Below are 19303 nucleotides of genomic sequence, written 5' to 3' on the forward strand. Positions count from 1 at the left end.
GATGCGGCCAGGACCTGTTCCTGAGCCGCGAGGAAGAGGGAAGAGCTCCGGCCCCCCTAGCATGAAGTGTCCGGAGCTCTACGGCCGCAAACGGAGGATGGCCGCAGAACGATCATCTGCCTATGGCCGGCGCTGCGCTTGATCGAGATCAAGTACTGGAGGCCGGGGAGCCGGCGTGTGCGGCGATTCGCGTGACGGGTCTCGTTTTTTCTGTGAAGTGCATTCCATAACGCTTCAATCGGGACGGGTGGCCAGCATGCCAACCAGTTCCTGGGCGGCCTTGCGCAATGGCTGGTTTTTCAGCCAGATAGCGTGGACAGGCAGTTTCAGCTCGTTCTTGGTATTCCTGAAGTCCAGGCGTACCAGCCTTCCCGTTGCCAGCAGCGGGGCGACCCGGGACAACGGGAAATTGCCCCAGCCGATCCCCGCCTCGACCATTTCCAGCGCCGTGCCCAGGCTGTCGGTGCGCCAGCAGGCGCCGGCAATCAGCGGACGGGTGTCGGCCAACGGCAGGTCGCAACTGGCCACCAGGATCTGCCGCACGTTCACCAGCTCTTCCAGGTACAGCGCCTGCCCCGGCTTCTGCAGCGCGGGATGGTGCGGCGAGATGGTCGCGACCAGCGATTCCGCGCCGACATACTGGAAGCGCTCCTGCGGGTTCACGCTGATGCCGGCGAATCCGAAGCACAGGCTGATGCGGCCGCCATGGAGCAGGGCGAGGGCATCGTCCTGCGCCGCGCTGAGCACCTCGACATCGAGCAGCGGGTAGCGCTCGGAAAGGGTGCGGAGGGCGCCGAACAGCCGCCCGCTGTCGATGTCCGCAACCACGCCGAGCGACAGGCGGCTTTCCAATCCCTGGGAGAGTTCCAGCGCATGCACCTGCAACTGGGCGAGCTGCTCGGCGATCATCCGCGCTTGCGGTGCCAGGGCCCTGGCCAGCGCCGTAGGACGGGCTTCGCGGTGGGTTCGCTCGAAAAGGGCGAAACCCAGCTCCGCCTCCAGGTTGGCGATGCCCATGCTCACCGCCGAAGGCACTCGACCCAAGGCACGGGCGGCGCCGGAAAAGGAGCCGCGGTCGAGGACGGCGAGGAACAGCTCGATGGTATCGCTGGAAAAGTTCATGGCAATTCTCCTATCAGCAGATCTGAAAGCTGCTGACTTTTTCTGTCAAGAAAATTGATCCAACCTTGCCCGCCTTTCCGCTATCACGCCCGAGAGGTCCACGTGCAAGGCATCAAGCGCAAACTGGTCTACGTGACCGCCTACGAATTGATCGGGATGAGTATCTCGACCCTGGGGCTGGCCCTGCTCGCCGGTTCCACGCCCACTACCACCGGCCCCCTGGCGGTGGTGATCACCACCGTCGCGGTGACCTGGAACTTCATCTACAACTGCCTGTTCGAGTTCTGGGAGCGGCGCCAGGCCGTGCGCGGACGCAGCATTGCGCGGCGGGTGGCGCACGCCATCGGCTTCCAGCTGACCCTGGTGGTCTACCTGATCCCGCTGATCGCCTGGTGGATGGGGATTTCCCTGCTGGAGGCGTTCTGGCTGGACCTGGCGCTGATCGTCCTGATCCCGTGCTACACCTTCCTCTTCAACTGGGCCTTCGATCGCCTGTTCGGCCTCCCGACTTCCGCGTTGCCGGCCGGCGAGGCGGCCTCCGTCTGAGGATTTTTTTTCTTCAGCGCCATTCGCGCTCGCCTTGGCCGGGGCAAATCGCCTACCTTAGACGGACGTGCGCTGTGGTGCCGGTTCAGGGAGGAAGTACGACCGCAAGCCATGAAGGTCTGCCCCGGCGAGGATGGGGTGCGGCATTTCGATGAACGGATTGGGGTCACTATGCGGATTTTGGGGATGCTACTGGGGGCCGTCTTGCTGGCGGGTTGTTCGACATCGACGCCCTCGCTCGACGAGACGGACCAGGTACCGAAGGAGCGTTTGTACAACTACCAGTTCCGTGACGACGGCGACGCCTTCCTGGTGGTTTCCCGGGACCGCGAGTTCCTCGGCAGCGTCTGCAATACCCGCTTGATCATCGATAGCCGCCTGGCCGCCGAGATCCAGGCCGGCGAGAGCGCGCGTTTCCGTCTTCCGGCGGGGCTGCGGGTGGTATCCGTGCAGGGCGATGGGATCTGCCGCGGCGAGGCGCCCAAGCAGGTGGTGCATGTGCAGAACGGGCAGACCACGCATTACCGGATCACCGTGGACTCCGGCTTGAACATCGGCCTGGTGCCGGGCTGAAGCCGGCGCAACGAAAAAAGCCGCCCGTGGGCGGCTTTTTCATGCGCGGCGTTTATTCGCTGACCGCTTTCTCGACCTTTTCGGACGCCGACCAGATCCGATAGCGGACCTCCACGTCCTTCGGCGCATAGACCACGATCGGCAGCTTGCTGTTGTAGCGCAGCAGGAAGCCTTCGCCGACCACCGGGATGAAGCGCTGCTCCTTCTTCTGGCCGGGGCAGGCCATCATCGTGCTCATCGGCCCGCTGACCTTGTCCAGGCGGTAGTAGGAGTAGCCCCAGCCTTCCAGGGTGTGTTCTTCCAGTTCGCCGCCCAGGCGCTGCTGGTTGCAGTCGGCCTCGAGGGTCTTGCCGGCGATGATCTCGACCTTGAATGCGTCTTCCGCGTCCTGTTTCGGCAGGTGGATGACCTGGCGGGTGAAGCCGGCATCTGCCTTCGGGTAGGGAACCTTTTCATCCAGTTTGGCGGCCATGGCGGTGCTGGAAAGAGCGGCAACGCCGGCGGCGGTCAGTAGTGCTTTCATGTCCTTGAGGTTCTCCTTACGTGGTAACGCGAGCAGGGTAAGACACCGAGGCACGGGTGAAAAGTTCAGTGGGGGACGTAACGGAATGTTCCATGTCCTGGGCCAGCCGGTCGGGGCACGGCCGAATCGCGGGCAAAAAAAAGACCATCTGCGGGGGGAGGGCGATGGTCTTCAAAGGAGCGTCGGGGACTTGGGGTTCTCCCGACGCCGCTACGATCTCACGCCGCTCCGCTGGGGAAAAATGCTTTGGGCTGATAGTGGCTATCGATGCCGGTGACTTGAAATTCCCCGCCAACTCATAGCAAGTTCCGCACGATAGAGCCGTCAGCGCATCAGTTTGCGTTTTTTTCAGCGGGTCAGTTGCAAGGCCAGTTCATCGACCTGTTCGGCCCAGTCGGAGTCCTCGGCCAGGGCCTCGCGCAGGAAGCTGGCCTGGGCAGGGTTCCAGAATGGCGCATCGGGCAGCGCCGTGCCCTCCTCGAGGTGGTGCCGGGCGAGAAAGGCGACGATGTCGTCCCGCCCAGCGGGGAGCCCCAACTGGCGGAACAGGTTGGAAAAGGTGTGCGGGCTGGTGTCCATGACGGTTCCTCCTGGACTCGCTGTTTTTCCACTATAGCCGGCGGGACGGCAGGGCCGCCGTGGGAGCCGGGGGTGGGTAATTTTGTCGCAGATGAAAAAGACTGTTGTGCGCGGCGCGCTTCATGGCGAAGGGGCGGGCGCTTATTATTAGCAAGCTAATGATAACCGGAGTCAGCCTATGTCCAGAATCGAAGTCGCCGTGCTGGTGGGGACGTCCGTTCCCGAATCGCTGCGCAGCAAGGGATTGCTGGCCTGTTGGATCCTGATGGTGGACGGCGCCATGTGGGCCGGCCCCTTCACCAGCCGTGACGAGGCGGAAGCCTTGAAGGGAACCTGGGAACTGAGTTGGCCGCTGGAGGCGGCGATCTCCGCCTGAGCCAAGGCCCTTGCCTTGCCGAAAAGCCCGCCGAGCGCGGGCTTTCTGTTGCCTGCGGAAACGCCCTAGCGGCGGCCCACCAGCAAGCCGAGGAGGAAGCCGGCGCCGGCCGAGACGGCGATGGTCTGCCAGGGGTGGTCCTCGACGTATTCCTCGGTCGCTTCGGCGGCCGCCTGGCTGCGTTGCACCACGCCGCGGCGGGTGCGCTCGATGGCGTCGCGACCACGATGCAGCACGGAATTGATCTGTTCACGCAGGTTCGCGCCCTCCTTGCCGGCCAGGCTGCCGGTGCCGCTCATCAACTGGTCCACCTCGGCGATCAGGTCCTGCAGTTCGGCCATGGCCTGGTCCTGGATAGCCTGCTTGGCGCGAGCGGAGCGGGTTTTCAGAGTCATGTCGGTCTCCTTGACGAGGATGGTTACCTAGGTATGGAGTCGCCCGCTTCGCTGAAAGTTGCACGGCATGGCCTGCGTCGGGGGCTTCCGTAGCATGCGGGAGAGCCGTTTCAGGATGCCCCGGCCTCGCCGCGCAGGTAGCGGTCGAGGTCGATCGCTTCGCCGCTCTTGAGTTTCAGGCGTCGGCGCAGGTCGTCGAACATAGCGTCGTACTCGCGGCGCTGGCGCACGATCGGTCCCTGCCGCAAGCGCAGGCCGTGGCGCCGGGCCAGGCGACTGGCACGGCTGGCGAAATGCACGGCGGCGTCGCGTGGCAGTTCGAAGCTTTCGCTGAAAGGCTGGCCGTCGATCCGGCCCTCCATGTCGAAGTGTACGGCCACCGGGCGGGCCTCGGCCTCCAGGACCCGGTAGCGCAGGTGGATATCGAATGCCTGGCGGTCGACTTCGCTGGCCGAGGCGAGATGCAGATGGCCGGGAATGAACATGGCCTGCCTCCTTTTCGGATAACCGGGGAAATGCCCTTGCCTGCCAGGGTATGCTTCGCCGGCCTCGGGACGGCTGTCCCAGGTCAGTTTTTTTCGGATTGGAGTGGGGATGCGAATGGCGCTGGGAGCGTTCGGTGTTGACTGACTGGGCCGCGTACGCCGGGCTGTTCCTCTCGGCGTTCGGTTCGGCGACCCTGCTGCCGTTGCAGTCGGAAACCGTGCTGGCCGCCTTGCTGCTGCGCGGCGGCCAGTCGGTCGCGTGGCTGCTGGCGTTGGCCATCGTCGGCAATGTACTGGGTTCCTGGGTCAACTGGTGGCTGGGTCGCTACCTCGAGCATTTCCGCGGTCGCCGCTGGTTTCCCGTGGGCGAGGCGCAGTTGCTCAGGGCGCAGCGACACTATCGCCGCTACGGCCGCTGGACCCTGCTGCTCAGTTGGGTGCCGGTCATCGGCGATCCGCTGACGCTGGTGGCCGGCATCATGCGTGAGCCCTGCTGGAGTTTCCTGCTGATCGTCGGCCTGGCCAAGACGCTCCGCTACCTCGTCCTGGCTGCGCTGGTGCTGGGCTGGGCCGGCTGAGCGCTTCGTCGGCGAGCGTAGAACTATTTTTCGCGGGGCAATGTCCATTGCTGCGAGGTGTAACTGCCGCCTCATCGCCCCCGGGGCCTTTAGTTGCCGCTGTGGTCCCGGGGGCTTCTCTTTTCCTGCCTGTTTCCGGCGATGCGAGGTGCGCAATGTCGAGGGTGGTTGCGGGATCGCTGGTCTGCCTGCTGCTCGGTTCGGCGCCGGCCTGGGCTTCCACGGCCGAGGCGTGGCAGGCGCACGACGCCATGGTGCGTGCCGCCTGCCTGAAAGCCAGCGGCTTGCGCCAGGTACGCGCGGTGGGGCAGGTACTGCCCTTCGACGATGAGGTGGGCTATTCGGCGCTGCTCCTGCAGGGCCGCTATCCGCAGCCGCACATGCAGGGCCGCCAGGGCCGCGAGCTGTGTCTGTACCGGCGCGCCACCGGCAAGGCCAGCGTCAGCGAGGCCGACGCCCTGCTCAAGCCTTGAGTTCGGGGTCGTCGTTGTCCGGAAGTTCGCGCTCGCCAGGATCCTTGCCGTCTTCCGAATGGTGCTCGATCACCGCGTTCAGCTCGGCGCCGAACAGCACCACTGCCGCCGACAGGTAGAAGTACAGCAGGAGGATGATGATCGCCCCGATGCTGCCGTACATGGCGTTGTAGTTGGCGAAGTTCTTCACGTAGAAGCCGTAGGCGAGGGACGCGGCGATCCAGGCGATCACCGAGAGCACCGAGCCGGGAGTGATGAAGCGGAAACGCTGCTCGACATCCGGCACCAGGTAGTAGAACAGCGCCACCGCGAGCATCAGCAGGAACACCGCAAGAGGCCAGCGCAGCCAGGTCCAGAGCGTCACCAGGTACTGTTCCAGGCCGACCAGGCTGGCGATCCAGGCGATTACCTGCGGCCCGGTGACCATCAGGCCGGCCGCCACCAGCAACAACAGGGCGATGCCGAGGGTGTAGAGGATCGACAGGGAGAAGCGCTTCCATACCGGGCGGCTCTCCTTCACGTCGTAGGCGGCGTTGAGCGCGATCATCATCGAGCGGATGCCCGCCGAGGAGGTCCACAGCGCCACCGCGATACCGATCGACAGCAGGCCGCCTTTCTGCTGCTGCAACTGGTCGATCACCGGGTTGACCTGATCCATCGCCTCGGGCGGCAGCAGCAACGCCGCCTGCTCGCGCAGCCAGGCGAAGAACTCCGGTAGGTGCAGGTAGCCTACGAGGGTGATCAGCACCAGCAGGAACGGAAACAGCGAGAACAGCATCTGATAGGCGAGGGCCGAGGCGTAGGTCGGCATGTCGTCCTCGAGGAACTCGTTCACTGTGCGCTTGACCAGGCCGAACAGGCCTATTTCCCGATAAGCCGTACGGAACATTCCATCTCCTTGCTGTGTGCGTGCCGATGACGATCGACCACCGATGGCCGCTTGCCGCCAGGCATTTTCCGTTGGGTGAAATTCGTCGCGTCCTTTCTGGGACGCCACGGCGGGCGAATTGGTTCGTCGCCGGCGTCATCATTCGGTCGCATCCGTTAGCCAGACTGCGCCTGCCCGCCGCGCGGCGGGCCTCCGTCCAACTTCTCAGAAATGGAGCGCACCATGTCTGTCGACCTGAAGAAAATCGCCGCTGCCTTTCCCGAGTTCCAGTTGTCCAGCAAGAGCCGCCACGACGGCGCGCTGTTGTTGCAGTTGCAGGCCGCCGACGGCCGCTACGTGGCTCGCACCATACCCTCGCCGCAGCTCAGCGCGCCGCCGGAGACCGAATGGCTGATCCGCAGCATCCGCCGGGAACTGGCCGTGCCGGGCATGGAAATGGCGATGGCGGCACGCTGAGTTTTTTCGCCGCGGGAACCGATGATGCGATAATTCCGCCTTTCCACACAGCTGACGGGAAGGCAATGAAGCGCGAGAAGGTTCGGGACAGGCAGGCGGCAGGGAAGATCTCGGCGACCCACATCATCGCCAATCCCACCCTGGCCAGGGAATGGATCGTGTTCTTCAAGAAGGACGGCGGGCGCAGCTATTTCCTGGTCGACGAGAGCGACGAGGTGATGTCGTTCCGCCGGCTCGACGACGCGGTCAAGGAGCTGCGCGGGCTGGGCATCAAGTTCGCGGAGATCCATCTGTAGGAGCGGCGTCGCGCGGTCCCCACTGGCCAGCCTTGCGCGCCCGCGCTTCTTCCTCGGCGAACCGGTACTGGCCGCGCGCCTCGGCCGTCTGGCCGCTGTCCGGCGCGTCGCGCCAACTGGCCAGGCCAATGGTCAGCAGGGCCAGCCCGGCATCCAGGGTATGTCCGCAGGTGGGGCAGTCGGCCGGGGTCACCCAGGCCGCTCCGAGGATGCGGAAGCGCGCGTCGCGGCCTTGCTCGCGGATGGTCGCCGATTTGCCGAGCAGCATGTCTTCCAGGGCTTCCCGGGCGCGCCGACGCCAGGGCTCGGCGGCCGGTAGCTCGACGGCGTCGAGTTGGATGCGCAGCGCCTTGTTCGCGCCGGGCAGGCGGCAGCCCAGGCTGGCGTCGTCGTGTATCGCCACCACCGTGCAGTCGAAGCGGCGCTCCCCGGCGTCGGCGGCGAACGCCAGGGTGGCGCAGAGCGGCAGCAGGGCGAGGGTGCGGAAGATCATGGGCTACTCCGGCGGAGGTCAGCGTCGACGCGAGGATAGGTTGCTGCAGGTCGCCAGGTCCACCGGGCCGACATAGGGATTGCCCCAGCCCATCACGCAACCGACCATGTGGTTGCGCTGGCGCTCCCAGGTCTGTGGCGGGTACTGCTTGTGCCAGGCGTTGTAGAGCTGGCGATCCTGCTTCGACAGGCGCAGGCCGTAACGGTCGCTCATGTAGAAGTAGGTGCGGGCGATCATCCCGCGGATCTGCGGGCGTGGCATCGCCTTGCGCGCCTTGAAGTCCACCACCATCGGGCAGGCGCCGTATTGCTGGGGTTTCTGCGGCAGCCAGCCGAAGCCGAAGTTGCTGCGGTCGCCGTTGACCTCGCCGATGCTCGGCACCAGGTTGTGCAGGTCGGCCTCGGCGCGCTGGTAGGTGCTGTCGTGCCTCGCGCAGTTGCTCCGCCCGCCGTTCTGCCAGCAGCGCCGCTGGTGACCGATCACCCAGGCCGGAACGATGTGTTCCCACTCGATGCGCCGCGCGCGGTTGGCGTTCTTCCTCGGCTTGTAGCCGCAACTGGTGAGGTCGACACGATTTCCCGAGTAGCGACAGCCGCAGTAGAACTCCACGGATTGCCGGGCGTAGAGCTTCCAGCCGATTTTCTTCGCTTCGGAGAACGTGCGCGGGGCGTTGGCCTGGCCGGCGCTGGCGAGGAGGAGGGCGAAAAGGCCTACAAACAAACGGGAAAGCATGCGGCAACTTCCAAAAAAATCCGCATGTTACTGATTTTGCAGGAGATGCCAATCGTGGCCAGTCCATGGCCAGGCGAGGGGCGGACCTTCCCGTTTGCGCCGCGTCCATGCGATGGTTAGTATGCGTTCCGTATATGTTTTGTAGTCGAGGTGTAGTGTGGGCCTGGTGAAGATTTCCGAGCAATTGCACGAAGAGGCGCGCATCGCCTGCAAGGCCATGTCGCGCTCGATCAATGCCCAGGCCGAGCACTGGATGCGCATCGGCATGCTGATCGAAGCCAATCCCGGCCTGACCTATGCGCAGGTGCTACGCCAATTGATGGACGAAGCGCGCGAAAGCGACCGCCGCGAGCAGGACGCGGCGAGGATCTCGGGATGATCAAGAGCGCGGAGGAAATCCAGCGCATGAGCGTGGCCGGCGCGCTCACCGCGAAAGTCCTCGAAGCCCTCGACGAGGTGGTGCGGCCAGGCATCAGCACGGCAGAGATCGACCGCTTCTGCGAGCGCTACATCGTCGACACCCTCGCGGCGATTCCCGGCAGCAAGGGGCAGTACGGCTATCCGTTCACGGTGAACACCTCGGTCAACGAGGTGGTCTGCCATGGCTGGCCGTCGGCGCAGCAGATCCTCCGCGACGGCGATATCGTCAACGTCGACGTCACGGTGATCAAGGACGGCTATTTCGGTGACAGCAGCAAGATGTACCGGGTCGGCGCCATCGACCGCAAGGCGCAGAAGCTGCTCGACGTCACCCGCGAATGCCTGTACCGGGCGATCCGCGTGGTGCGCCCGGACGCCACCCTCGGCGATATCGGGCATGCCATCCAGAGTCACGCCGAAGCCAACGGTTATTCGGTGGTCCGCGAATACTGCGGGCATGGCATCGGCCGCAAGATGCACGAGGCGCCGCAGGTCCTGCACTTCGGTCGCGCTGGCGCGGGTGCGCGGCTGAAGGCCGGGATGACCTTCACCATCGAACCGATGATCAACCAGGGCGGCCACGCGGTGAAGCTGCACAAGGACGGCTGGACCGTGACCACCCGCGACCGCCGCCTGTCGGCCCAGTACGAGCACACCGTGCTGGTCACCGAGCGGGGTTGCCGGGTCCTGACCCTGCGCGACGAGGAGCGCGAGGCGCTGGCCGACCTGGCTGGCTGATCGACGCCCGGCCTGGTTACACTGCGACGACTTTTCCGAAGGGAGGCTGGCGGGTGTCCGGCAGGCGTTTTGGCGAGTTCGAACTGCGCGCTACCTGGTTGCGCGAGGACAGCGGCTATCTGGCCGAGATCGAGATAACCAGCATCGACGACGGACGCACCGAATGGCTGGTGCTGCCGGGCCAGCCGCCGTGCGAGAGTCCGGCGGCCGCGCTGTCGCTGGCGGAAGCGGCGCTGAACCGGGTGCGCGGCTTCGATGCGCGGGGCCGGCCGCTGTTTTCCGACTGAGCCTGCTGGCAAATCGCATGATGCATTTCGCACGATCTTGCAGTTTGCACGGGCCGCTTTGCTGGGTGCTTTTGTAAGCTATTGATTTTAAATGGTTTTAATTTTCCATGTGGCTGGCATGAAAGCTGCCACCTTTCCCCGTGTTGCGGCTGCGCTGAAGTTCGCGGTCGGTTTTCATGCAAGAGGGGATAAACGATCATGGAAAAGTCCATCAAGATGCTGTTCGATGCCTTCCAGGCCACCTTTGCCGTATCCACCCAGATGCGTCCGGACGGCGGCGCCCTGCTGACCCTGCGCAACGGCGAAGAGATCGTGACCCGTCGCGTGGTGTCCGCCGCTCAGTTGGCCGACGAGAAGCGCATGTACTGGTTCATCAACGCCGTGCGCCGCGACCTGGCCCTGGAGGCGGGGAGCCTGCCGGTGGATGTGGTCGGCACCCTGCGTCGTCTGCAGGAGCGCGGCCTGCCGAGCTACATGGCGGGCTGAACGGTTCGTCCGGAATCCTGGCGGAGACCTCCGGCAGGGCGGGCGAGAGTGCTAGAGTGAAGCTTCGAGGGGGCTGGGCGAGGATCGACCGGCCCCGCTCGTGTCGGAAGGGAAGGCCAGGGCTGGTCTGCCCGTTCGGCGCTTCGGCAGGCTGGCGCAGAACGATGCAAGGTCGTTCGGGTCAGCATCAGGGATGAAATGACTGACAGGAGTCGGGATGCTGCGTTACGTCGTGGGTTTTCTCGCGTTCACCGTGCTGGCGGCCTATCTGTTGCTGGGGGTTTCCCAGCACGCCTTCCTGCCGTGACCGGTCGGCGTGGCGGCTTCAGCTGCGTTGTGGAAGAGGCTGTGGCGGTCGCGCGGGATGCCGGTTTTCGGCTTGCCGTGCCTTGCGTTGCAGGCGTGCGCGCCGACGCGGCACGCGCAGGAAGGCCCACAGGGTGACGCCGGCGAGGCCCAGCCAGGCGACGATCAGCAATGTGACGAAGGATTCGGGAGTCATGGTTCGTCCTCCTCTTACCCAAGGATAGACCCTGCGGGAAGGGGAATTACTGCAATCGGTCTTCGACCATGGTCTGAAACGCGGTCACTCGGGGCCGGCGCCGACCAGGGCCAGGCAGCCGGTCAGGCTGGTCAGCAGGGGCAGGGCGAGCAGGAAAGCCAGCCAGATGGCCTCCATGCGCAACAGCGTGGCGCCGAGGAACAGCGCGACCAGGAGGATGGTCATGAGCAGGGCGGTCCAGCCGAAGTACATGGCGAAGTTGTCGATGCCCAGGCCGATGCCCCAGCCCAGCAGCAGGGCCCATACCCCGGCCAGCGCCAGGCCGAGGGCCAGCATGCTCGCCAGGGTCCGGGCGGACGGGGCATGCAGCGGGTGGTTGCGGAATAGCTCGTAGAAGATCGGCGTATTCATCGGCGTCACCTCCGCAGGGGAACTTCCAGCCTAGCCCAGCGGGCGAGACGGCCCTAGACCTATTTGTCATTACGGGGCGTGACCTCAGGCCGCTAACATCCATCTTTTCCAGGCGATGCCGTGCATCGGGCTGCGGGCCCGCTCACCGTTCGTCGCGCTGAGTCGAAAAAGAAACCGAAAGGGTTGCGTGCATGAGTGGCGAACTCGCCTCGTTCGAGGTGGATGGGTATCAACTGGTCTATCAGGACCTGGGTGAGGGCACGCCGGTGCTACTGGTCCACGGTTCGCTCTGCGACTACCGCTACTGGCAGTGGCAGTTGCGCAGCCTCGGCGAGCGCCACCGGCTGATCGTGCCGAGCCTGCGTCACTACTACCCCGAGCGCTGGGACGGGCAGGGCGCGGACTTCACCAGCGCCCGCCACGTCGCCGACCTGCTGGCGCTGGTCGAGCGGCTCGGCGAGCCGGTACACCTGCTCGGCCATTCCCGTGGCGGCAACCTGGCGTTGCGCCTGGCGCTGGCCGCTCCGGACGCCCTGCGTTCGCTGAGCCTGGCCGATCCCGGCGGCGACTATGCCGCCGAGGTCTACGCCCACGCCGGCCTGCCTGCGCCCGAGGAGCCATTGGAACGCAACCAGTTCCGGCGCCAGGCGCTCGAATTGATCCGTGGCGGCGAGGCGGAACGGGGACTGGAACTGTTCGTCGATACGGTGAGCGGCGCCGGGGTATGGAAACGCTCGTCGGCGACGTTCCGCCGAATGACCCTGGACAACGCCATGACCCTGGTCGGGCAGGTGGCCGACCAGCCGCCGGCGCTGGCGCTGTCGGAACTGCGCTCGATCGACCTGCCGAGCCTGATTCTCAATGGCGAACGCAGCCCGCTGCCATTCCCGGCCACCGCCGAGGCGCTGGCGGCGGCCCTGCCGCGCGCCGAGCTGCAACGCATCCAGGGCGCGTCCCATGGCCTCAATGCCACCCGTCCGGCGGCTTTCAACCGGTCGGTACTGGAGTTCCTGGCGCGCGTCGATGGCGTTGCGCCGGAGGCGGAAACGTCCTGAAGCGAGGCCGGGTGAACTGACCGCTCGTCAGCTCGCCGCGGATGCTTTACCATGGGCGCTTCGCGCCGGATCAGCTCCGGCGTTTTTCGTCAGTATCCATTCCCAGTGATCTCCGTCCGCGCGCTTCGGCGCAGGGGTGCCGCAAGGCGCCTGCCACTGTGAGGCAGGCCGGCCCGGCGGGCGACGCTTACTGGCACATCCCAACCCACGTGGCCTTTGGTAGGGGTCACCACTAGGAGAGGAGGCGCCATGCCCATCATTACTCTTCCCGACGGCAGTCAACGTTCCTTCGATCACCCGGTCTCCGTGGCCGAGGTGGCCCAATCCATCGGCGCGGGCCTGGCCAAGGCGACCCTCGCCGGCAAGGTCGACGGCCGCCTGGTCGACGCCTGCGACACCATCGATCGCGACGCGACCCTGCAGATCATCACGCCCAAGGACGAGGAAGGACTGGAGATCATCCGCCACTCCTGCGCCCACCTGGTCGGCCATGCGGTCAAGCAGCTCTATCCGACCGCGAAGATGGTCATCGGCCCGGTGATCGAGGAAGGCTTCTATTACGACATCTTCTTCGAGCGCCCCTTCACCCCCGAGGACATGGCGGCGATCCAGCAGCGCATGCGTGAGCTGATCGACAAGGACTACGACGTGATCAAGAAGATGACCCCGCGCGCCGAGGTCATCGAGCTGTTCAAGTCCCGTGGCGAAGACTACAAGCTGCGCCTGATCGACGACATGCCGGACGAGAAGGCCATGGGCCTGTACTTCCATGAGGAGTACGTGGACATGTGCCGCGGCCCGCACGTGCCGAACACCCGCTTCCTCAAGGCGTTCCAACTGACCAAGATTTCCGGCGCCTACTGGCGCGGCGACTCGAAGAACGAGCAACTGCAACGTATCTACGGCACCGCCTGGGCCGACAAGAAGCAACTGGCGGCCTACATCCAGCGCATCGAAGAGGCCGAGAAGCGCGACCATCGCCGCATCGGCAAGCAGCTCGACCTGTTCCACCTGCAGGAAGAGGCGCCGGGCATGGTGTTCTGGCACCCGAACGGCTGGAGCGTCTACCAGGTGCTCGAGCAGTACATGCGCAAGGTCCAGCGCGACCATGGCTATGTCGAAGTGCGTACCCCGCAGGTGGTCGACCGCATCCTCTGGGAGCGTTCGGGCCACTGGTCGAACTACGCCGAGAACATGTTCACCACCTCCTCGGAAAGCCGCGACTACGCGGTCAAGCCGATGAACTGCCCGTGCCACGTGCAGATCTTCAACCAGGGCCTGAAGTCCTACCGCGACCTGCCGCTGCGCCTCGCCGAGTTCGGCGCCTGCCACCGCAACGAGCCGTCCGGCGCGCTGCACGGGATCATGCGCGTACGCGGCTTCACCCAGGACGACGCGCATATCTTCTGCACCGAAGAGCAGGTGAAGAAGGAAGCGGCCGATTTCATCAAGCTGACCCTGCAGGTCTACCGCGACTTCGGTTTCACCGACATCGCCATGAAGCTGTCGACCCGTCCGGCCAAGCGCGTCGGTTCCGACGAGCTGTGGGATCGCGCCGAAGGCGCGCTGGCCGATGCGCTGAACGAATCCGGCCTGGCCTGGGAATACCAGCCGGGCGAGGGCGCGTTCTATGGGCCAAAGATCGAGTTCACCCTGAAGGACTGCCTCGGCCGTAACTGGCAGTGCGGCACCCTGCAGTACGACCCGAACCTGCCGGAGCGCCTGGACGCCAGCTACATCGCCGAGGACAACAACCGTAAGCGCCCGGTGATGCTGCACCGTGCGATCCTCGGGTCCTTCGAGCGCTTCATCGGCATGCTCATCGAGCACTACGCCGGAGCCTTCCCGGCCTGGCTGGCGCCGACCCAGGCGGTGGTGATGAATATCACCGACAAGCAGGCCGATTTCGCCGCCGAGGTGGTGCGGATCCTCGGGGAAAGCGGATTCCGTGCCAAGTCCGACTTGAGAAACGAGAAGATCGGCTTTAAAATCCGCGAGCATACTTTGCTCAAGGTTCCCTATCTCTTGGTTATTGGAGATCGGGAAGTTGAATCGAAGGCCGTCGCGGTGCGTACGCGCGAAGGGGAAGACCTGGGCTCCATGCCCGTCACCCAGTTCGCTGAGCTGTTGGCACAGGCGGTTTCCCGGCGTGGTCGCCAAGACTCGGAGTAATCATTATTAAGCGTGAAATGAGACAGGATAAGCGAGCTCAACCGAAACCCCCGATCAACGAGAACATCTCGGCTCGTGAGGTACGGTTGATTGGAGCTGATGGCCAGCAGGTTGGTGTTGTTTCGATCGATGAGGCGATCCGCCTAGCCGAAGAGGCGAAGCTGGACCTGGTTGAGATTTCGGCCGACGCGGTGCCTCCTGTCTGCCGCATCATGGACTACGGCAAGCACCTGTTCGAGAAGAAGAAGCAGGCTGCGGTCGCCAAGAAGAACCAGAAGCAGGCGCAGGTCAAAGAAATCAAGTTTCGTCCAGGGACGGAAGAAGGGGATTACCAGGTAAAACTACGCAACCTGGTACGTTTCCTTAGTGAAGGGGACAAGGCCAAGGTATCCCTGCGATTCCGCGGCCGTGAGATGGCTCACCAGGAGCTGGGGATGGAGCTGTTGAAGCGGGTCGAAGCCGACCTCGTGGAGTACGGCACCGTCGAGCAGCATCCTAAGCTGGAAGGACGCCAGCTGATGATGGTCATCGCTCCCAAGAAGAAAAAGTAACCACCAGGGCACTGGCAGGCCTTGCGGTTATGCGTAATCACTCAATGCGGAGTATCCGAACATGCCAAAGATGAAGACCAAAAGTGGCGCGGCCAAGCGCTTCAAGAAGACTGCTGGTGGCCTCAAGCACAAGCACGCCTTCAAGAGCCACATCCTGACCAAGATGACCACCAAGCGTAAGCGTCAACTGCGCGGCACCTCGATGCTGAACAAGTCTGACGTTGCGCGCGTAGAACGCTCCCTGCGTCTGCGCTGATTATTAAGGTAGAGGATTAATTCATGGCTCGTGTTAAGCGTGGCGTTATCGCCCGTCGTCGTCACAAGAAAATTCTGAAGCTCGCCAAGGGCTACTACGGTGCACGCTCGCGCGTGTTCCGCGTTGCCAAGCAGGCGGTGATCAAGGCTGGCCAATACGCCTACCGTGACCGTCGTCAGCGCAAGCGTCAGTTCCGCGCACTGTGGATCGCCCGTATCAACGCTGGTGCTCGTCAGAACGGTCTGTCCTACAGCCGCCTGATCGCCGGCCTGAAAAAGGCGGCCATCGAGATCGACCGTAAGGTCCTGGCCGATCTGGCAGTGAACGAAAAAGCGGCGTTTACCGCGATTGTCGAGAAAGCGAAGGCAAGCTTGGCTTAAGCCCTACGACAATCACCGGACTTCGGTCCGGACGTAACGTCACCGATAGGGGAAGAGCCTTACCGCTCTTCCCCTATTTTGTATCTGGAGTCCATACATGGAAAACCTGGATGCGCTGGTCTCTCAAGCATTGGAGGCTGTGCGACACACCGAAGACGTCAATGCCCTGGAGCAGATCCGGGTTCACTACCTCGGCAAGAAAGGCGAACTGACCCAGGTGATGAAGACCCTGGGCGACCTGCCGGCCGAAGAGCGGCCGAAGGTCGGCGCGCTGATCAACGTGGCCAAGGAAAAGGTCCAGGATGCGCTGAACGCGCGTAAGACCGAGCTGGAAGGGGCCGCGCTGGCCGCCCGGCTGGCCGCGGAGCGCATCGATGTCACCCTGCCTGGCCGTGGCCAGCTGAGCGGCGGCCTGCATCCGGTCACCCGCACGCTGGAGCGCATCGAGCAGTGCTTCAGCCGCATCGGCTACGAAGTCGCCGAAGGCCCGGAAGTCGAAGACGACTACCACAACTTCGAAGCGCTCAACATTCCGGGCCACCACCCGGCGCGTGCCATGCACGACACTTTCTATTTCAATGCGAACATGCTGCTGCGTACCCACACCTCACCGGTGCAGGTGCGGACCATGGAGTCCCAGCAGCCACCGATCCGCATTGTCTGCCCGGGGCGCGTCTACCGCTGCGACTCCGACCTGACCCACTCGCCGATGTTCCACCAGGTGGAAGGCCTGCTGGTGGACGAGGGCGTCAGCTTCGCCGACCTCAAGGGCACCATCGAGGAATTCCTCCGCGCCTTCTTCGAGAAGCAGCTCGAAGTGCGCTTCCGTCCGTCCTTCTTCCCCTTCACCGAGCCCTCGGCCGAAGTGGACATCCAGTGCGTGATCTGCAGCGGCAACGGCTGCCGCGTGTGCAAGCAGACCGGCTGGCTGGAAGTCATGGGTTGCGGCATGGTGCACCCGAACGTGCTGCGCATGTCCGACATCGATCCCGAGAAATTCCAGGGCTTCGCCTTCGGCATGGGCGCCGAGCGCCTGGCCATGCTGCGCTACGGGGTGAACGACCTGCGTCTGTTCTTCGATAACGATCTGCGCTTCCTCGGACAATTCCGCTAGGCCAGAACGCAACCGGATTCCTTAGGAGAACAGGATGAAATTCAGTGAAAAGTGGCTGCGGAGCTGGGCAAATCCGCAGGTTTCCCATGACGAGCTGGTCGCTCGCCTGTCCATGGTCGGCCTCGAGGTCGACGCCGACCTGCCGGTCGCCGGCGCCTTCAGCGGCGTGGTGGTCGGCGAGGTGCTCTCGACCGAACAGCATCCGGACGCCGACAAGCTGCGGGTCTGCCAGGTCAGCAACGGCAGCGAGACCTTCCAGGTCGTCTGCGGTGCGCCCAACGTACGCGCGGGCCTGAAGATTCCCTTCGCCATGATCGGCGCCGAACTGCCGGGCGACTTCAAGATCAAGAAAGCCAAGCTGCGCGGCGTCGAGTCCTTCGGCATGCTCTGCTCGGCCAAGGAATTGCAGATCAGCGAAGAGAACGCCGGTCTGCTCGAGCTGCCGGCCGACGCGCCGGTCGGCCAGGACGTCCGCACCTATCTGGAGCTGGACGACTACACCATCGAGGTCGGCCTGACCCCGAACCGCGGTGACTGCCTGTCGCTCGCCGGCCTGGCCCGCGAAGTCAGCGCCATCTACGACGTACCGCTGGCGCCGGTGGCGGTGGACGCGGTCGCCGCGCAGCACGACGAGACCCGTCCGGTCGAACTCGCCGCGCCGGCCGCCTGCCCGCGCTACCTCGGCCGGGTGATCCGCAACGTCGACCTGAGCCGGCCGACCCCGTTGTGGATGGTCGAGCGCCTGCGCCGTTCCGACATTCGCAGTATCGATCCGGTGGTCGACGTCACCAACTACGTGATGATCGAACTGGGCCAGCCGATGCATGCCTTCGACCTTGCCGAGATCAACGGCGGCGTGCGCGTGCGCATGGCCGAGGACGGCGAGAAGCTGGTCCTGCTCGACGGCCAGGAAATCACCCTGCGCGCCGACACCCTGGTGATCGCCGACCACCAGCGCGCTCTGGCCATCGCCGGGGTGATGGGCGGCGAGCACAGCGGCGTCAGCGACAGCACTCGCGACCTGTTCCTCGAAGCCGCGTTCTTCGACACCATCGCCCTGGCCGGCAAGGCCCGCTCCTATGGCCTGCACACCGACTCCTCGCATCGCTTCGAGCGCGGCGTCGACAGCCAGTTGGCGCGCAAGGCCATGGAGCGCGCGACGCGCCTGATCCTCGACATCGTCGGCGGTGAACCGGGGCCGATCGTCGAGCAGGCCAGCGAAGCGCACCTGCCGAAGGTCGCGCCGATCACCCTGCGCGCCGAGCGCGTGACCCAGATGCTCGGCATGCCGCTGGACGCCGCCGAGATCGTGCGCCTGCTGCAAGCCCTGGAGCTGACGGTGGTAGCCGACGGGGAAGGGCAGTGGTCGGTCGGCGTACCGAGCCATCGCTTCGACATTTCCCTGGAAGTCGACCTGATCGAGGAGCTGGCCCGTCTCTACGGCTACAACCGCCTGCCGGTGCGCTACCCGCAGGCGCGCCTGGCGCCGAACAACAAGCCGGAAGCGCGCGCCGCGCTGCCGTTGCTGCGGCGCCTGCTGGTCGCCCGCGGCTACCAGGAAGCGATCACCTTCAGCTTCATCGATCCGGCCCTGTTCGAACTGTTCGATCCGGGCACCCAGCCGCTGACCCTGGCCAACCCGATCTCCGCCGACATGGCGGCGATGCGTTCCAGCCTCTGGCCGGGCCTGGTCAAGGCGCTGCAGCACAACCTCAACCGCCAGCAGTCGCGGGTCCGCCTGTTCGAAAGCGGCCTGCGCTTCGTCGGTCAACTGGAAGGCCTGAAGCAGGAAGCCATGCTCGCCGGCGCCATCTGCGGCAAGCGCCTGCCGGAAGGCTGGGCCAACGGCCGTGACGGCGTGGACTTCTTCGACGCCAAGGCCGATGTCGAGGCAGTGCTGGCCAGTGCCGGTGCCCTCGGCGACTTCAGCTTCGTGCCCGGCGAGCACCCGGCGCTGCACCCGGGGCAGACCGCGCGCATCGAGCGGGAAGGGCGGCTGGTCGGCTACCTGGGCGCGCTGCATCCGGAACTGGCGAAGAAACTCGACCTCGAGCAGCCGGTGTTCCTCTTCGAGCTGCTGTTGGCCGAAGTGGTCGACGGTCACCTGCCGAAGTTCCGCGAGCTGTCGCGCTTCCCCGAAGTGCGTCGCGACCTGGCGCTGCTGGTGGACCAGGACGTGCCGGCACAAGACATCCTGACACAAATCCGTGCGGCGGCCGGCGAATGGCTGACGGACCTCAGGCTGTTTGATGTGTATCACGGTAAAGGCATTGATCCGCATAGAAAAAGCCTTGCCGTCGGCTTGACCTGGCAGCATCCATCGCGCACTCTTAATGACGATGAAGTCAATAGCACGACGCAGAACATCGTCACGTCGTTGGAAGAAAGGTTCAATGCCACGTTAAGGAAATAGCG

General features: G+C 64.7%; 28 protein-coding genes. 18 read left to right on the forward strand and 10 right to left on the reverse strand.

The features are described 5' to 3' along the window. Positions 1 to 234: 234 nt before the first annotated feature. A complete protein-coding gene (locus tag FFS27_RS03745; protein WP_003090813.1) occupies positions 235 to 1122 on the reverse strand; it encodes a LysR family transcriptional regulator in 888 nt (295 codons plus the stop codon). A 102-nt stretch (positions 1123 to 1224) separates the two neighbouring features. On the opposite strand from FFS27_RS03745, the gene FFS27_RS03750 reads away from it, so the two are divergent. Both FFS27_RS03750 and FFS27_RS03755 read left to right on the forward strand, forming a co-directional pair. Next, on the forward strand, positions 1225 to 1668 hold the full coding sequence (locus tag FFS27_RS03750; RefSeq protein ID WP_003090812.1) for a PACE efflux transporter: 444 nt from the start codon (positions 1225 to 1227) through the stop codon (positions 1666 to 1668). Between the two features lie 186 nt (positions 1669 to 1854). Beyond that, a complete protein-coding gene (locus FFS27_RS03755) occupies positions 1855 to 2241 on the forward strand; it encodes a hypothetical protein (RefSeq protein ID WP_003160516.1) in 387 nt (128 codons plus the stop codon). Positions 2242 to 2293: 52 nt separating this feature from the next. Here FFS27_RS03755 and eco read toward each other — a convergent pair whose 3' ends face one another. After that, on the reverse strand, positions 2294 to 2764 hold the full coding sequence (gene eco, locus FFS27_RS03760) for a serine protease inhibitor ecotin (protein WP_021264936.1): 471 nt from the start codon (positions 2762 to 2764) through the stop codon (positions 2294 to 2296). Between the two features lie 348 nt (positions 2765 to 3112). Then, a complete protein-coding gene (locus FFS27_RS03765; RefSeq protein ID WP_003090806.1) occupies positions 3113 to 3343 on the reverse strand; it encodes a DUF2789 domain-containing protein in 231 nt (76 codons plus the stop codon). Positions 3344 to 3521: 178 nt separating this feature from the next. Between FFS27_RS03765 and FFS27_RS03770 the strand changes: the two genes are divergently transcribed. Next, positions 3522 to 3719 (forward strand): hypothetical protein, encoded by a 198-nt coding sequence (locus FFS27_RS03770; protein ID WP_003090804.1) that lies wholly within the window; start codon positions 3522 to 3524, stop codon positions 3717 to 3719. Between the two features lie 65 nt (positions 3720 to 3784). Here the strand turns inward: FFS27_RS03770 and FFS27_RS03775 are convergent, their stop codons facing one another. Continuing rightward, positions 3785 to 4114 carry a DUF883 family protein gene (locus tag FFS27_RS03775; protein WP_003090802.1) on the reverse strand — a complete coding sequence of 110 codons (330 nt, stop codon included), beginning with the start codon at positions 4112 to 4114 and terminating at the stop codon, positions 3785 to 3787. A gap of 110 nt (positions 4115 to 4224) precedes the next feature. Then, positions 4225 to 4599: a DUF5064 family protein gene (locus tag FFS27_RS03780; RefSeq protein WP_003090800.1), complete on the reverse strand. Its 375-nt coding sequence runs from the start codon at positions 4597 to 4599 to the stop codon at positions 4225 to 4227. A gap of 134 nt (positions 4600 to 4733) precedes the next feature. On the opposite strand from FFS27_RS03780, the gene FFS27_RS03785 reads away from it, so the two are divergent. Beyond that, a complete protein-coding gene (locus FFS27_RS03785; RefSeq protein ID WP_019485078.1) occupies positions 4734 to 5177 on the forward strand; it encodes a YqaA family protein in 444 nt (147 codons plus the stop codon). A gap of 155 nt (positions 5178 to 5332) precedes the next feature. Further along, positions 5333 to 5650, forward strand: a complete 318-nt coding sequence (locus tag FFS27_RS03790) for a hypothetical protein (protein ID WP_003108875.1) — start codon at positions 5333 to 5335, stop codon at positions 5648 to 5650. Here the strand turns inward: FFS27_RS03790 and FFS27_RS03795 are convergent. Further along, positions 5640 to 6539, reverse strand: coding sequence for a YihY/virulence factor BrkB family protein (locus FFS27_RS03795; RefSeq protein ID WP_003108873.1), 900 nt, complete (start codon positions 6537 to 6539; stop codon positions 5640 to 5642). The genes FFS27_RS03790 and FFS27_RS03795 overlap by 11 nt on opposite strands. Positions 6540 to 6761: 222 nt before the next feature. Between FFS27_RS03795 and FFS27_RS03800 the strand changes: the two genes are divergently transcribed. Together FFS27_RS03800 and FFS27_RS03805 are read left to right on the forward strand one after the other, a co-directional pair. Then, positions 6762 to 6995 (forward strand): DUF3509 domain-containing protein, encoded by a 234-nt coding sequence (locus FFS27_RS03800; protein ID WP_003090796.1) that lies wholly within the window; start codon positions 6762 to 6764, stop codon positions 6993 to 6995. Between the two features lie 65 nt (positions 6996 to 7060). Beyond that, positions 7061 to 7291 (forward strand): hypothetical protein, encoded by a 231-nt coding sequence (locus FFS27_RS03805; RefSeq protein ID WP_003090795.1) that lies wholly within the window; start codon positions 7061 to 7063, stop codon positions 7289 to 7291. Here FFS27_RS03805 and FFS27_RS03810 read toward each other — a convergent pair. Further along, entirely contained in the window at positions 7266 to 7784 is a 519-nt protein-coding gene (locus FFS27_RS03810) for a thermonuclease family protein (protein ID WP_009313948.1), read from the reverse strand. The two genes, FFS27_RS03805 and FFS27_RS03810, sit on opposite strands and share 26 nt — an antisense overlap. Positions 7785 to 7802: 18 nt before the next feature. After that, the gene (locus FFS27_RS03815; protein WP_021264935.1) at positions 7803 to 8516 is read right to left on the reverse strand and encodes an endonuclease; all 714 of its coding nucleotides are present in this window, start codon (positions 8514 to 8516) and stop codon (positions 7803 to 7805) included. Positions 8517 to 8673: 157 nt separating this feature from the next. Here FFS27_RS03815 and FFS27_RS03820 point away from each other — a divergent pair, with 157 nt between their 5' ends. The 4 genes from FFS27_RS03820 (at position 8674) to FFS27_RS03835 (ending at position 10447) form a co-directional block, all read left to right on the forward strand. Further along, complete coding sequence (locus FFS27_RS03820) at positions 8674 to 8895, forward strand: ParD-like family protein (protein ID WP_003090688.1); 222 nt, start codon at positions 8674 to 8676, stop codon at positions 8893 to 8895. After that, entirely contained in the window at positions 8892 to 9674 is a 783-nt protein-coding gene (gene map, locus FFS27_RS03825; protein ID WP_003108868.1) for a type I methionyl aminopeptidase, read from the forward strand. Before FFS27_RS03820 ends, map begins: the two co-directional genes overlap by 4 nt. 53 nt (positions 9675 to 9727) lie before the next feature. Continuing rightward, positions 9728 to 9961, forward strand: a complete 234-nt coding sequence (locus FFS27_RS03830; protein WP_021264934.1) for a hypothetical protein — start codon at positions 9728 to 9730, stop codon at positions 9959 to 9961. Between the two features lie 198 nt (positions 9962 to 10159). Continuing rightward, a complete protein-coding gene (locus FFS27_RS03835) occupies positions 10160 to 10447 on the forward strand; it encodes a DUF3509 domain-containing protein (protein ID WP_003090684.1) in 288 nt (95 codons plus the stop codon). A gap of 325 nt (positions 10448 to 10772) precedes the next feature. Here FFS27_RS03835 and FFS27_RS03840 read toward each other — a convergent pair whose 3' ends face one another. Further along, positions 10773 to 10949 carry a hypothetical protein gene (locus FFS27_RS03840; RefSeq protein WP_003099098.1) on the reverse strand — a complete coding sequence of 59 codons (177 nt, stop codon included), beginning with the start codon at positions 10947 to 10949 and terminating at the stop codon, positions 10773 to 10775. A gap of 84 nt (positions 10950 to 11033) precedes the next feature. Next, a complete protein-coding gene (locus tag FFS27_RS03845; RefSeq protein ID WP_003090681.1) occupies positions 11034 to 11360 on the reverse strand; it encodes a hypothetical protein in 327 nt (108 codons plus the stop codon). Positions 11361 to 11551: 191 nt separating this feature from the next. Here FFS27_RS03845 and FFS27_RS03850 point away from each other — a divergent pair, with 191 nt between their 5' ends. From FFS27_RS03850 to pheT, 7 genes are all read left to right on the forward strand, one after another. Next, positions 11552 to 12415, forward strand: a complete 864-nt coding sequence (locus FFS27_RS03850; RefSeq protein WP_016253319.1) for an alpha/beta fold hydrolase — start codon at positions 11552 to 11554, stop codon at positions 12413 to 12415. 249 nt (positions 12416 to 12664) lie between these two features. Continuing rightward, the gene (thrS, locus tag FFS27_RS03860; protein WP_003090677.1) at positions 12665 to 14587 is read left to right on the forward strand and encodes a threonine--tRNA ligase; all 1923 of its coding nucleotides are present in this window, start codon (positions 12665 to 12667) and stop codon (positions 14585 to 14587) included. After that, positions 14587 to 15138, forward strand: coding sequence for a translation initiation factor IF-3 (infC, locus tag FFS27_RS03865; protein WP_003119938.1), 552 nt, complete (start codon positions 14587 to 14589; stop codon positions 15136 to 15138). The genes thrS and infC overlap by 1 nt, the downstream gene beginning before the upstream one ends. Positions 15139 to 15199: 61 nt before the next feature. Next, positions 15200 to 15394 carry a 50S ribosomal protein L35 gene (gene rpmI, locus FFS27_RS03870; RefSeq protein ID WP_003090673.1) on the forward strand — a complete coding sequence of 65 codons (195 nt, stop codon included), beginning with the start codon at positions 15200 to 15202 and terminating at the stop codon, positions 15392 to 15394. A gap of 23 nt (positions 15395 to 15417) precedes the next feature. After that, on the forward strand, positions 15418 to 15774 hold the full coding sequence (gene rplT, locus FFS27_RS03875; RefSeq protein WP_003099086.1) for a 50S ribosomal protein L20: 357 nt from the start codon (positions 15418 to 15420) through the stop codon (positions 15772 to 15774). 97 nt (positions 15775 to 15871) lie between these two features. Further along, positions 15872 to 16888: a phenylalanine--tRNA ligase subunit alpha gene (gene pheS, locus FFS27_RS03880; protein WP_021264933.1), complete on the forward strand. Its 1017-nt coding sequence runs from the start codon at positions 15872 to 15874 to the stop codon at positions 16886 to 16888. 34 nt (positions 16889 to 16922) lie between these two features. Then, complete coding sequence (pheT, locus tag FFS27_RS03885; protein ID WP_021264932.1) at positions 16923 to 19301, forward strand: phenylalanine--tRNA ligase subunit beta; 2379 nt, start codon at positions 16923 to 16925, stop codon at positions 19299 to 19301. The last annotated feature ends 2 nt before the right edge of the window (positions 19302 to 19303 follow it).

Source organism: Pseudomonas sp. 2VD (genome assembly GCF_005503585.1).
Taxonomy (GTDB): domain Bacteria; phylum Pseudomonadota; class Gammaproteobacteria; order Pseudomonadales; family Pseudomonadaceae; genus Pseudomonas; species Pseudomonas aeruginosa.

Bases quoted from the DNA above. Each gene is read 5' to 3' on its own strand.
- FFS27_RS03745 (WP_003090813.1), bottom strand. From the start codon at position 1,122: ATGAACTTTTCCAGCGATACCATCGAGCTGTTCCTCGCCGTCCTCGAC.
- FFS27_RS03755 (WP_003160516.1), top strand. From the start codon at position 1,855: ATGCTACTGGGGGCCGTCTTGCTGGCGGGTTGTTCGACATCGACGCCC.
- eco (WP_021264936.1), bottom strand. From the start codon at position 2,764: ATGAAAGCACTACTGACCGCCGCCGGCGTTGCCGCTCTTTCCAGCACC.
- FFS27_RS03765 (WP_003090806.1), bottom strand. From the start codon at position 3,343: ATGGACACCAGCCCGCACACCTTTTCCAACCTGTTCCGCCAGTTGGGG.
- FFS27_RS03770 (WP_003090804.1), top strand. From the start codon at position 3,522: ATGTCCAGAATCGAAGTCGCCGTGCTGGTGGGGACGTCCGTTCCCGAA.
- FFS27_RS03775 (WP_003090802.1), bottom strand. From the start codon at position 4,114: ATGACTCTGAAAACCCGCTCCGCTCGCGCCAAGCAGGCTATCCAGGAC.
- FFS27_RS03780 (WP_003090800.1), bottom strand. From the start codon at position 4,599: ATGTTCATTCCCGGCCATCTGCATCTCGCCTCGGCCAGCGAAGTCGAC.
- FFS27_RS03790 (WP_003108875.1), top strand. From the start codon at position 5,333: ATGTCGAGGGTGGTTGCGGGATCGCTGGTCTGCCTGCTGCTCGGTTCG.
- FFS27_RS03795 (WP_003108873.1), bottom strand. From the start codon at position 6,539: ATGTTCCGTACGGCTTATCGGGAAATAGGCCTGTTCGGCCTGGTCAAG.
- FFS27_RS03800 (WP_003090796.1), top strand. From the start codon at position 6,762: ATGTCTGTCGACCTGAAGAAAATCGCCGCTGCCTTTCCCGAGTTCCAG.
- FFS27_RS03805 (WP_003090795.1), top strand. From the start codon at position 7,061: ATGAAGCGCGAGAAGGTTCGGGACAGGCAGGCGGCAGGGAAGATCTCG.
- FFS27_RS03810 (WP_009313948.1), bottom strand. From the start codon at position 7,784: ATGATCTTCCGCACCCTCGCCCTGCTGCCGCTCTGCGCCACCCTGGCG.
- FFS27_RS03815 (WP_021264935.1), bottom strand. From the start codon at position 8,516: ATGCTTTCCCGTTTGTTTGTAGGCCTTTTCGCCCTCCTCCTCGCCAGC.
- map (WP_003108868.1), top strand. From the start codon at position 8,892: ATGATCAAGAGCGCGGAGGAAATCCAGCGCATGAGCGTGGCCGGCGCG.
- FFS27_RS03835 (WP_003090684.1), top strand. From the start codon at position 10,160: ATGGAAAAGTCCATCAAGATGCTGTTCGATGCCTTCCAGGCCACCTTT.
- FFS27_RS03840 (WP_003099098.1), bottom strand. From the start codon at position 10,949: ATGACTCCCGAATCCTTCGTCACATTGCTGATCGTCGCCTGGCTGGGC.
- FFS27_RS03845 (WP_003090681.1), bottom strand. From the start codon at position 11,360: ATGAATACGCCGATCTTCTACGAGCTATTCCGCAACCACCCGCTGCAT.
- FFS27_RS03850 (WP_016253319.1), top strand. From the start codon at position 11,552: ATGAGTGGCGAACTCGCCTCGTTCGAGGTGGATGGGTATCAACTGGTC.
- thrS (WP_003090677.1), top strand. From the start codon at position 12,665: ATGCCCATCATTACTCTTCCCGACGGCAGTCAACGTTCCTTCGATCAC.
- rpmI (WP_003090673.1), top strand. From the start codon at position 15,200: ATGCCAAAGATGAAGACCAAAAGTGGCGCGGCCAAGCGCTTCAAGAAG.
- rplT (WP_003099086.1), top strand. From the start codon at position 15,418: ATGGCTCGTGTTAAGCGTGGCGTTATCGCCCGTCGTCGTCACAAGAAA.
- pheS (WP_021264933.1), top strand. From the start codon at position 15,872: ATGGAAAACCTGGATGCGCTGGTCTCTCAAGCATTGGAGGCTGTGCGA.
- pheT (WP_021264932.1), top strand. From the start codon at position 16,923: ATGAAATTCAGTGAAAAGTGGCTGCGGAGCTGGGCAAATCCGCAGGTT.